The organism is Micromonospora sp. MP36 (assembly GCF_008119785.1).
Classification (GTDB): domain Bacteria; phylum Actinomycetota; class Actinomycetes; order Mycobacteriales; family Micromonosporaceae; genus Micromonospora.
The window spans coordinates 52,960-63,167 of record NZ_VSFA01000041.1 but is presented as its reverse complement, the minus strand read 5'-3'; the positions used below and the strand labels follow the sequence as shown (position 1 = coordinate 63,167).

Annotated in this window: 13 protein-coding genes and 1 pseudogene; 8 read left to right on the top strand and 6 right to left on the bottom strand. The window is 70.1% G+C overall.

The features are described from left to right. A pseudogene (locus tag FXF52_RS24055) lies at positions 1–287 on the bottom strand (virginiamycin B lyase); the annotation flags it as partial. Next, positions 281–1,813: an ABC-F family ATP-binding cassette domain-containing protein gene (locus tag FXF52_RS24050; RefSeq protein ID WP_148800339.1), complete on the bottom strand. Its 1,533-nt coding sequence runs from the start codon at positions 1,811–1,813 to the stop codon at positions 281–283. The gene FXF52_RS24050 and the pseudogene FXF52_RS24055, both read right to left, overlap by 7 nt. A 43-nt stretch (positions 1,814–1,856) precedes the next feature. On the opposite strand from FXF52_RS24050, the gene FXF52_RS24045 reads away from it, so the two are divergent. The 7 genes from FXF52_RS24045 to FXF52_RS24020 all read left to right on the top strand — a co-directional run bounded on the left by FXF52_RS24045 (position 1,857) and on the right by FXF52_RS24020 (position 5,599). Continuing rightward, on the top strand, positions 1,857–2,468 hold the full coding sequence (locus FXF52_RS24045) for a TetR/AcrR family transcriptional regulator (protein ID WP_255472278.1): 612 nt from the start codon (positions 1,857–1,859) through the stop codon (positions 2,466–2,468). A gap of 130 nt (positions 2,469–2,598) precedes the next feature. Continuing rightward, positions 2,599–2,868 (top strand): DUF3224 domain-containing protein, encoded by a 270-nt coding sequence (locus FXF52_RS24040; protein WP_222870635.1) that lies wholly within the window; start codon positions 2,599–2,601, stop codon positions 2,866–2,868. Beyond that, complete coding sequence (locus FXF52_RS24035) at positions 2,865–3,326, top strand: hypothetical protein (protein WP_148800337.1); 462 nt, start codon at positions 2,865–2,867, stop codon at positions 3,324–3,326. Before FXF52_RS24040 ends, FXF52_RS24035 begins: the two co-directional genes overlap by 4 nt. 94 nt (positions 3,327–3,420) lie before the next feature. Continuing rightward, entirely contained in the window at positions 3,421–4,077 is a 657-nt protein-coding gene (locus FXF52_RS24030) for an MFS transporter (protein WP_187413659.1), read from the top strand. Between the two features lie 138 nt (positions 4,078–4,215). Next, positions 4,216–4,677, top strand: a complete 462-nt coding sequence (locus tag FXF52_RS24025) for a GNAT family N-acetyltransferase (protein ID WP_148800333.1) — start codon at positions 4,216–4,218, stop codon at positions 4,675–4,677. A 95-nt stretch (positions 4,678–4,772) separates the two neighbouring features. Further along, positions 4,773–4,931 (top strand): hypothetical protein, encoded by a 159-nt coding sequence (locus tag FXF52_RS41800; protein WP_187413660.1) that lies wholly within the window; start codon positions 4,773–4,775, stop codon positions 4,929–4,931. Positions 4,932–5,017: 86 nt separating this feature from the next. Then, positions 5,018–5,599 (top strand): DUF5317 family protein, encoded by a 582-nt coding sequence (locus FXF52_RS24020; protein ID WP_148800331.1) that lies wholly within the window; start codon positions 5,018–5,020, stop codon positions 5,597–5,599. Positions 5,600–5,698: 99 nt separating this feature from the next. Here the strand turns inward: FXF52_RS24020 and FXF52_RS24015 are convergent, their stop codons facing one another. The 4 genes from FXF52_RS24015 to FXF52_RS24000 all read right to left on the bottom strand — a co-directional run bounded on the left by FXF52_RS24015 (position 5,699) and on the right by FXF52_RS24000 (position 8,438). After that, complete coding sequence (locus FXF52_RS24015; RefSeq protein ID WP_148800329.1) at positions 5,699–6,268, bottom strand: nucleotidyltransferase family protein; 570 nt, start codon at positions 6,266–6,268, stop codon at positions 5,699–5,701. Positions 6,269–6,279: 11 nt separating this feature from the next. Further along, positions 6,280–6,753: a hypothetical protein gene (locus FXF52_RS24010; protein WP_148800327.1), complete on the bottom strand. Its 474-nt coding sequence runs from the start codon at positions 6,751–6,753 to the stop codon at positions 6,280–6,282. A 105-nt stretch (positions 6,754–6,858) separates the two neighbouring features. Next, the gene (locus tag FXF52_RS24005) at positions 6,859–8,070 is read right to left on the bottom strand and encodes an RNA polymerase sigma factor (protein ID WP_148800325.1); all 1,212 of its coding nucleotides are present in this window, start codon (positions 8,068–8,070) and stop codon (positions 6,859–6,861) included. Next, on the bottom strand, positions 8,067–8,438 hold the full coding sequence (locus FXF52_RS24000; RefSeq protein ID WP_148800323.1) for a YciI family protein: 372 nt from the start codon (positions 8,436–8,438) through the stop codon (positions 8,067–8,069). The genes FXF52_RS24005 and FXF52_RS24000 overlap by 4 nt, the downstream gene beginning before the upstream one ends. A gap of 254 nt (positions 8,439–8,692) precedes the next feature. Here FXF52_RS24000 and FXF52_RS23995 point away from each other — a divergent pair, with 254 nt between their 5' ends. Then, positions 8,693–10,144 (top strand): MFS transporter, encoded by a 1,452-nt coding sequence (locus FXF52_RS23995; protein WP_255472277.1) that lies wholly within the window; start codon positions 8,693–8,695, stop codon positions 10,142–10,144. The last annotated feature ends 64 nt before the right edge of the window (positions 10,145–10,208 follow it).

Genomic DNA, 10,208 nt, shown 5'->3' with positions numbered 1-10,208 from the left:
CCGTCCGGACCAGCCACGATGCCGTACGGTGAGGCGACGTCGAAGGAGCGGACCGTCCCGTCCACGGTAATCCGCCCGACCCGGCCGCCGGCGTACTCGGTGAACCACAGCGCGCCGTCGTGGCTCGCGGTGATCACCGTGGGCTGGCCGTCGGCCGGATCCAGTGGGAAGAGGGTGGGCTCATCGCCCGGCACGACCCGCCCGATCTGCCCCTGCTGTGCCAGGGTGAACCACAGGGCGCCGTCGGGCCCGGTGACGACGCCGTACGGCGACCCGTTGATCAACATATGCGACCCCCCGAAAGTGAAATCCGCCGACCGTTGAAGCGCTGCCGCAGCGCCCGGTCGTGCGTGACCACGACCAGCGCCCCGCCGAACCCGTCGAGCGCCTGCTCGAGCTCCTCGGCCAAGGCCAGCGACAGATGGTTGGTCGGCTCGTCGAGCAGGAGCAGCTCGTACTCGCCGGCCAGCAGGACGGCCAGCGCCAGCCTGCGCCGCTGGCCCACGGAGAGCTGCGCGACGTCGAGGTCGAGCGCCTCCGGGTGGAACAGGCCGGTGGCCAGCAGCGCCTCGGGCTCGCCCGGGTACGTCTCGCGGGTGGTCCTCCCAGGTCGGAAGTCCACCTCCTGCGGCAGATAGCCGGCGCGCGATCCCGCAGCCGTGTGGATCGCCCGCAGCAGCGTGGACTTGCCCGCGCCGTTGTCGCCCTCGACGAGCAGCCGGTCGCGCGCGCCGATCGTCAGCGACGCCACGTGCAGCCGGCCCTCGACGTGCAGGTCGCGCAACTCGACCAGCGTGCGCTCGGCACCGACGGTACCGGCGAAGACGCCGCGGAACCGCAGCGGTTCCGGCGGGCGCGGCACCGGGTCGGCTTCCAGCCGGCGCAGCCGTTCCTGCGCCTGGCGTACCCGCGAGGCGACGGAGCTCTGCACCCGTCCGGCGTTCCGGTCGTACGCCATCTTGTTGTTGTCCGTCATGGGGCGGCCCTGGGCCACCCGCTGTGCCGTGGTCGCGGCGAACTCGGTGACCCGCCGGATCTCCTCGCGCCAGTCGGCGTACGCCTGCTCCCAGCGCTGCCGGGCCGCCGCCTTCTCCGCCAGGAACCCGCTGTACCCGCCGCCGAACCGGGTGATCGTGCCACCCTCGACCTCGAGGATCGCCGTGGTCACCCGGTCGAGGAAGACCCGGTCGTGCGAGACGACCACAACTGTGCCCGGGTGGTCGCGCAGCCGTTCCTCCAGCCAGGTCGTCGCCGCCTCGTCGAGGTGGTTGGTCGGCTCGTCGAGCAGCAGGATCTCTGGCGAGGCGGCCAGCAGACAGGCCAGCCCCAGCCGGGCCCGCTCGCCGCCGGACAGGCTCGACAGCACCCGGGACCGGTCGATGTGCGCGAGGCCCAGCCCGTACATCGCCTTGTCGACGCGGGCGTCGGCCCCGTAGCCGCCGCGCGCCTCGAACACGGTGAGCAGCTCGCCGTACGTCGCCATGTCCTCGGCCTCCGCGGCCCGCTGCATACCCCGTTCGAGGGCGCGCAGCTCGGCCAGCGCGGCGTCGACGGCCTGCTGGACCGTGTGGTCGCCCGGCAGGTCCAAGGTCTGCCCCAGGTACCCGACGCCGCCTGCGGCGCTGACGGTCACCTCACCGTCGTCGGGTACGTCCACCCCGGCGATCAGCCGCAGCAGCGTGGACTTGCCCGAACCGTTCTCGCCCACGATGCCCGCGCGTTCGCCGGGGCGGACGCTGAAGGTGAGCTGGTCGAGGACGAGCCGATGACCGTACGACCTGGTGACGCCCTTGAGGGACAGCTGTGTGGTCAGAATGCAACCCCAATCGCAACTCGTGTAGCGTTAAGCTAGCACGGTGAACCAACTAACGCAACTGGAGGAGATTTTGGAGAAGCGCCCGGGGGGACGCAGCGCCCGCGTGCGGGACGCCGTACGCCAGGCCACCCTCGCCGAACTGGCCGAACACGGCTACAACGGACTGACCGTGGACAACGTGGCAACCCGCTCGGGGGTCCACAAGACAACCGTGTACCGGCGCTGGACGAACGCCGAAGGGCTGATCGCCGACGCGCTGGAACTCGCCCGGGACGAACCGTGGCCCGTGCCCGACACCGGCTCCGTCCAGGACGACCTGCGGGAGATCGTCCGACTGGTCCGGCGCGGCTTCACAGATCCCGTCGACGGCCCGATCGCCAGCGCCTTCGTGGCAGCGGCCGTACAGAGCAGCGGCGCCGCACGCTCACTGCACGACTTCTTCGTCGCGCGCCACGACCAAGCCGCGGCCGTGGTACGCCGAGCCGTCGAGCGCGGCGAGTTGCCCGCCCACACGGACGTCGGCGACGTGGTCAGGATGGCCGTCGCGCCGATCTACTACCGGCTCTTCATCACTCGGGAGCCGGTAACCGAGCGCGACGCCGACCGAGCCGCCGACGCCGCCGTCGCCGCGGCCCGCGCCGGCTCCATCTAGGCTGCCGGACTCCCCGGCCGCGCGACGTTGCCGTGACCCCCGGGAGCGGGAGCGGCGCCAGGCCGGATGGTGGTGCGGTGGAGCACACGGCCGATGCCAGCCGGACGCCTCGTCGACAGGTCGGTGAGCGTTGGTCGCCCTGACGGATCAGCAGGCGGAGCGCACGATCGAAGCCGCATTCGAAATCGTCGACTTCAACGAGACCGTCTACCACGAGGGCGCTGAGGAGCCGAAGGTGACCCGGGTCACCATCCGGAAGCGCTACCACGGCGTGATCGACGGTACCGGTGTCGCGGAGGTGCTCACCGCGCAGGGCGCCGCAGGCGGCGGCTATGTGGCATCCGAGCGAATCGAAGGCACTCTCGACGGCCGGCACGGCCTTGTCATCCTGAACACGTGAAGCCGAACCTGGAGAGGATCCCAGGCGACCGCGACTGGGTTGCTCAGGCCATCCTGGCACGGGTGCCGCACCGTGTTGATCAGGGCTTTCTCGACTCCCTTGACCCGTCCGACTCGCTCGCCCTCGGACGCTACGGCGCTCGCCTCGCCACTCTTGCGCTAAGGGAGGCATCCATCGATTTACTACGCCGTTCCTTGCTGGCCACCGCACTCGCCTGCTGCTTGCAACCCGATGATGAACGAGACGTGATGGTGGGCCTGGCGTTGCCGTGGATCGTGGCACAGCGGCTAGGGGCATCTTCGGCGGCAGTGTTCGGCACGGTGGCGGATGGTCTTCCAGACGGCCCGATCGCCACGCTGATGAAGGATTTCGGTGCTCGGAAGGACATTACGTTGGCTGCCTTCGGGTGGGAGTTGCTGGCCACGACCGACGGACCGGACTTCCGCCCGCTGCTCTGATCACAGAGGCACCCTGGGCGCTCTCGACAGCGGACGCGGACGGCATCAACGGTCACGTACGGGTGCCGCAGACCCGCCCCGTATATTCTCCCGGGTGAATACGTCCTTCCCCGGCACCGCCAACCAGGTTCCCTCATACAGCCCACGCCCCGGGGTCCGCCCGGTCTGGCTGCTGATCGGGCCGGCACTCACCGCGTCGCTGGGCGCCTTCCTGCTCACCGTCACCGTCGGGCCGGAATCTGCCGCCGTCCAGCGGGAGATGCATCTGCCGGCCTCGGGGATCCCCTGGATCTTCGTCGCCTACCTGCTACCGGCGGCACTGGCGGTTCCGATCGGCGCTCTGGTCGGCCGGCGGTGGCCGACCACCGTCGCGTTGCCCGCGATCGCGCTGCTGGTTCCCGGGTCACTGCTGACCGCGCTGGCCCCGGGGAGCGGTCCGCTGCTGCTCGGCCGCGCGGTGACCGGGTTCGGGGCCGGTCTGGCCTGGGGCGTCACGGCCGTGCTGGTTGCGCAGGTGGGGGCACGGCGTGTGTGGGTGGCGCCGCTCGTCGCCGGCGCGGTGGTGCTGGCGCTGGTTCTCGGAGCCGTGGCGGGGGTGCTTCTGACGCGGATGCTCGGTTGGCGGTGGCCTTTCATGCTGGCCGTGCCGTTCGAGGTGGTGGCGCTGCTGGCCACCGCGGTGAGCGGGATCATCATGCTGATGCAGCGCGCGTCCCGGCCGGCTCAGCCGCCGGCCGCACCGTTGGCATGAAGAAGCGGGCGGCGTAGGGCAGCCCGGCCGCACCCGGCGGCGAGCGCCGGCCACCGTGCCGATGACGGGGCGTCGAGGTGGTGGCCGTCACTGGCGGCGCGAAACGTGACGGCAACGAGGCCTCGACATCATGCCACCATGCACCTGAGTATCGCGCGTGCCGACTTCGCTGACCCCAACCTTGGGGCGTTTCTGCGGGCACATCTTGACGACCTCGCGCCCACTGCCCCTGCCGAAAGCAGGCATGCACTGGATCTCGGTGGGCTGCAGCGACCAGACGTCAGGATGTGGGTCGCCTCGGTTGGCGAAGAGATTGTCGGGACTGGCGCTCTCGCAGCTCTGGAGCCGGGACATGAGGAGCTCAAGAGCATGCGGACGGATCCGGAGCGAAGAGGTCAGGGAGTCGCGACCCGGATCCTCGACCATCTGCTGGGTGATGCTCGGGGACGCCAGATTCGCCGGATCTCGCTGGAGACCGGCAGCATGGAGTTCTTCGCTCCAGCCAGGGCACTGTATGCCAAGGCAGGGTTCGTCCTCTGCTCCCCATTCGGTTCTTACACGGAGGATCCCAACAGCGTTTTCATGACGAAGGCCCTGTAGGGCTCACCAGGCTCGTATGCCCGGCGGTGCCGAGGTATTCCAGCGGTCGACAGGCCGGCCAGCAAGCATCCAAATGCCTGAATGCCTGACTTTTTTTGCACGGACAGGTCCAGATCATTGCCGACACCACCGAGTCAGTTGCTGTCCACCAACCCATAGCATCGACCGCCATGAAGCTACGGATCGTGCTCTCCCTGGCCGCGCTCGCCACCCTGCTCTACACCGTCGGCGCCCCATACGAACACGGCGGCTGACGCGGGTCGAGAATGAGACGCCGCATCGGCCTGACCGCCCCCGCTCCACACCATCGGCGTACCCCTGGAAGAGGGCGGGTGACCGGATGTCCCTGCTGCTAGTCGGCCCCGTTCTCGTCGGTCTGGCCGCCGGCTACCTCACCGGCGGCCGGCTGCGCTGGCTCGCCGAACAGCCGCTACGGGGCCTCTGGCTCCTGTACGCGGCCGCAGGCGTACAACTGCTGACCCACGTCCCGCCCGGCTCCCGGCTGCTCTCCGCCACCGCCCAGCGGTGGCTGACCACCCTCGTGTTCGCCACGGTCGGCGTCGCGATGCTGATCAACCTCCCCCACCTGTCCCGACCAGCCCGCGCCGGCATCGCCGTCGTCCTCACCGGCGCGGCGTTGAACGGGGCGACGATCCTGCCCAACGGGCACATGCCGGTCGCACCGACGGCGCTGCACGACGTCGGCGCCGCCCCGACCGGCCCCACGCTGGATCCCCACCACACGGTCGGTACTGCGACCACCCGGCTCGCGGCGCTCGGCGACATCCTGCCCGTACCGTGGCTGGACGTGGTCGTCAGCGTCGGCGATGTCGTCCTGATGACAGGTGTCGCCCTGCTCGTCGCCGCCCTCATGCGCGGGAACGACCGCCGGATCACGCCGGTGGAAATGGTCCGAGACTGACGCCGTTTCTCCGCCGCGCGAACGGTTCGCGCGACAGCACCGAACCCGCCTCGGTGCCCAAGCAAACTCCGGTCTGTCGCCGGCACCGATGGTGACGTGTCAGGTGATGACACGGACGCCCGGCCAGCGGTCGGCGGGACGGTGCCGGGCCAGCCGTTGCCGGGAGATCTGCGGGCTGACCCGGGTCGGGTTTCGTCGCCACACACCGTCAAGCAGGTCGTCGAGGCCGTGCGGCGCGCAGACGACGATCTGGTTGTCGGTGTCGAGACGCACCGCCACGGCGGTGGCGTACTCGGGCCAGGTGGCGACCGCCTCGGCGATGGTCCGCAACGGCGGTACGGGGCAACTGCCGAACTTGGCGGGATACCAGGTGTGCACGGCGGCCTGGTTCTTCGCCTCCCAGGCAGGCTCCGGCCAGGCCGCTGCCAACCGCTCGGTGGCCCGGTCGTCGTTGTCGCGACTCAGGTCTGCCGGGTCGAGGAAGGCGACATCAACGTCGCGCACTGCCGAGGGGTCGAACCCGCTGCCGTAGCGCTCACCCCACACGAGGTCTCGTAGGACGCCCGCCCCGATCCAGGCGTCGGGCAGGCCGGAGTCGCGCACGACCCCCAGCGCACGCACCAGCCACCGGTTCTTCCGGACGAGTGCGCGAACCTCATCCTCTCGCACCGCCTTCTCCCTTACCGCGTCCCGGTCCTGGCCCGGTCAGCGGCGGCGCCGACTGCCGGGCGACGTGGGGCGCCATCGTGCGGTCGCTCGACGGCGAGGTGGTGCAGACGCCGTGCGAGGTAGTCGCCGAGCGAGGTCGCCTCGGGTACCTCAGGGTCATCCGTGCGGCCGGCGGGTGTGTAGCGGGTCTGCCACAACTCTGTCACGAATGCGGACACCGGCGCGCCGGCGCGCAGGCCGGTAGTGACTGCGATCGACAGCGCCTCGGTCAGTCCGGCCAGGGTCGAGCCGTGCTTGTCGACGCGCAGGTCGACGTGGGTCAGCCGCCCGTCGGGCGCGACGGCGGTGATGAGCCGGCCCTCGGTGCCGTCCAGGACAAATTCCACCGTCGACCCCGGCCGCCGCTGGGACGCGGGCACTCGCTGTTCCGGGTCCGTCATCGTGCGGTCTCCTCCCCTGTGCGCGAGCTCGGCCGCCTCGGCCAAGACACGACACGGTAGGCAACCGGGCGGGTCGGCACCAGCACGACACGGCGTCAATTCGCACATGTGAACGAACCCGGGGTCAGGGTGCTCGACGGAGGATCTTGCCTACGTTTTCACCCGGCTGGCCCGGGACTCCAGGTAGCGTCGCTCGGCGATGCTGGCGGTGGACTTCGCGGCGCGCCGGTAGTGCTCGTACGCCCCGGCCGGGTCGCCGGCCTTCTCCAGCAGGTGCGCCCGTACGGACAGCAGCCGGTGATGCCCGGCCATCCGCTCGTCGCTGTCCAACGTGGACAGCAGGGCCAGCCCGGCCGCCGGGCCCTCGGTCTCGGCGAGCGCGATCGCCCGGTTGAGGGTGACCATCGGGTTGGGCGCGATCCGTTCCAGGATCAGGTAGAGGGCGTACACCTGCGGCCAGTTGGTCTCCTCCGCGGTGGCCGCGCCGGCGTGCGTGGCGGCGATGGCGGCCTGCAGCTGATACGGCCCCAGTGCCGGGCCGACCAGCGATGTCTTGGCCAGCTCGATGCCCTCGTCGATCAGCCCGCGGTCCCACTTCGTCCGGTCCTGCTCGTCCAGCGGCACCAGGTCACCGGCCGCCGTCGTACGTGCCTCCCGGCGGGCGTGGGTCAGCAGCATCAGCGCGAGCAGCCCGGTCACCTCGTCATCCTCGGGCAACTGCGCGTGCACCATCCTGGCCAGCCGGATCGCCTCGTGCGCGAGGTCGGCACGGTGCAACTGGCTGCCCGAGGAGGCGGTGTAGCCCTCGTTGAAGATCAGGTAGAGCACGTGCAGGACGACTCGTAGCCGCTCCTCGCGCTCCGCGCCGTCCGGCAGGCTGAAGGAGCTGCCGGCGGCCTTGATGCGCTGCTTGGCCCGGCTGATCCTGGCCGCCATCGTGGCCTCCGGCACCAGGAACGCGCGGGCGATCTCGGCCGTGGTCAGGCCGCCGACCGCCCGCAGCGTCAGGGCGGTCTGGGAGGCCGCGGTCAGCGCCGGATGGCAGCACAGGAACAGCAGGACGAGCGAGTCGTCGGTGTCCGGTACCTCCTCGGGCAGCACCTCGGTGGCCGTCGCCGCCTCCCGCGCGCGGCGCGCGTGGTCGCTGCGCATCTCGTCGATGAGCCGCCGGGACGCGACGGTCACCAGCCAGCCGCGCGGGTTGTCCGGCACCCCCTCGGCCGGCCACTGCACGGTCGCGGCGAGGACGGCCTCCTGTACGGCGTCCTCACACCCTTCGAACTGGCCGTGCCGGCGTACCAACACGCCGAGGACCTGCGGCGTGAGTTCGCGCAGCAGGTCCTCGACGGCTGGTGCTGTCATGCCTCCAATTGTCCGTCGGCGAACATCACCTGCCGCACTTCGACCCCCAGACCCTCGATCGCGGTGTCGGGGATCTGCGATGCCAATTCGATGGCCCGCTCCTTGTTCTCGCAGTCGATCAGGTAGAAACCGCCCAGATACTCCTTGGACTCCAGGAAAGGTCCGTCGGTCACCACCGGCTGGCCGTTGCGTACGGACACCACGGCGGCCTGTGACGGGTCGACCAGCGCCTGCGTGGTGATCAACTCGCCGGAGGCCTTCAGCGCCTCGATGAACTTGCCGTGCCCCGCACCGATCGCCGCCCTCTCCTCGTCGGTCAGCGCGTCCAACACAGCCGGGTTGATGTACATGCTGATCAAGAACTGCATCTCGTTTCTCCTCGTGGCTCGCGAGCCCCGGCTGGGCCCTTCGACCAGTTGGTCGGAGCTACCGCCGTCGTCTTGACATCCCCGCCAGGACCTTCGCACGAAATTTCACCGCCGCCTCGCCCGGACCGGATTTTCCTCCCGTACCGATGTCAAGAAGCTCTCCACCGCTCCGACCAACCAGCGAAAGGTCGAGAGAAAAGGAAGTTTCGGATATGCGAGTCAACCGGGCACGGCTGGGACTGATCGTCCTCATGATGCCGACATTGCTCGTCGCGATGGACATGACGGCGTTGCTCCTCGCGCTCCCACGGCTGAGCGCCGACCTGGGTGCCACCAACGTCCAGCAGCTGTGGATCAGTGACAGCTACGGATTCATGGTGGCCGGCCTGGTCATCACGATGGGTACGCTCGGCGATCGGATCGGCCGCCGGCGGCTGCTGATGATCGGCGCAGCGGCGTTCATGGTGCTGTCGGTCGTGGCCGCCTTCGCGGCCAGCCCGCTGATGCTGATCGTCGTGCGGGCGCTGCTGGGCGTCGCCGGCGCGACCCTCACGCCGTCCACACTTGCCTTGATCACCAACATGTTCCGCGACGAACGACAGCGTGGGCAGGCCATCGCCATCTGGGCGACCTGCCAGTTCACCGGCGGCGCGCTCGGACCCGTACTCGCCGGATTCCTGCTCCAGCACTTCTGGTGGGGATCGGTGTTCCTGGCCGCCGTCCCGGCCATGGCGTTGCTGCTGCTCGCCGGGCCGGCCCTGCTGCCGGAGTTCCGCAGCGACCAGGCCGGCCGGTTGGACCTGGGCAGTGTCGGGCTGTCGCTCGTGGCGGTGCTGCTGATGGTCTACGGCATCAAGCAGCTGACCGTCGAGAGCGCACCGGTCGTGCCGGCGGTGGCCCTCGTCGTCGGCGCAGCCATCGGACTGCTGTTCGTACGCCGGCAACTGCGGCTGGAGGCGCCGCTGCTGGACCTACGGCTGTTCCACAACCGTCCGTTCACGGCCGTGATCGTCGCGCTGGTCTTCGCCGGGATCGCCATGGCGGGCACCGGACTGATGGTGACTCAATTCCTGCAGAGCGTGCTGGGCTTCTCGCCGGTCGCATCGGCGGTGCTGTTCGCACCAATGGGCCTGGGCGTGGCGGTCGGCACCATGGCCGCGCCGGCACTGACCCGGCGGATGAGGCAGCCGACCGCGATCGCCGGCGGGCTGGTGGGGTCGGCACTGGGCAGCCTGCTGCTGGTCGGAGTCCACGGTGCGAGCGCCCTGCCGATGGTGATGATCGGCATCGCCGTACTGGCGCTGGGCACCGGCCCGCTGTTCGCGCTGGGCACCGGTTTGGTCGTCGGGTCCGTACCGCCGGAGCGCGCCGGTTCGGCGGCGTCGATGTCGGAGACCGGCAACTACGTCGGCGGTTCGCTCGGCTTCGCGCTACTCGGCGTGGTGGCCGCGGTGGTCTATCGCAGCCGGATGGACGGCACGTCCGACTCGCTGGCCGACGCGGTCGCCGCCAGCCAGCACCTTCCCGCCAGCCAGGGCGCGGAACTGCTGCACACCGCGCGGGAGGCGTTCACCACCAGCCTGCACGTCACCGGCGTCGTCGCCGCGATCATCTTCGCCGGGCTGGCCGTGCTGACCCTGACCATGCGCCCGGCACCCCGGACCACCCCGGCCGCACTCCCCGACTACGAGGCGGCGCGCTCATAGAACGCTGCGGTTGATCGACGGCGCGACCGGAAAACTGGCAGCATCGCCGCGCGCCTAGGATCGG

What these genes read in the sequence shown, in the direction of transcription:
- FXF52_RS24005 (WP_148800325.1), bottom strand. Translation starts at nt 8,070, where the DNA reads ATGACAGCACCAGCCGTCGAGGACCTGCTGCGCGAACTCACGCCGCAG.
- FXF52_RS24025 (WP_148800333.1), top strand. Translation starts at nt 4,216, where the DNA reads ATGCACCTGAGTATCGCGCGTGCCGACTTCGCTGACCCCAACCTTGGG.
- FXF52_RS24000 (WP_148800323.1), bottom strand. Translation starts at nt 8,438, where the DNA reads ATGCAGTTCTTGATCAGCATGTACATCAACCCGGCTGTGTTGGACGCG.
- FXF52_RS23995 (WP_255472277.1), top strand. Translation starts at nt 8,693, where the DNA reads ATGCCGACATTGCTCGTCGCGATGGACATGACGGCGTTGCTCCTCGCG.
- FXF52_RS24020 (WP_148800331.1), top strand. Translation starts at nt 5,018, where the DNA reads ATGTCCCTGCTGCTAGTCGGCCCCGTTCTCGTCGGTCTGGCCGCCGGC.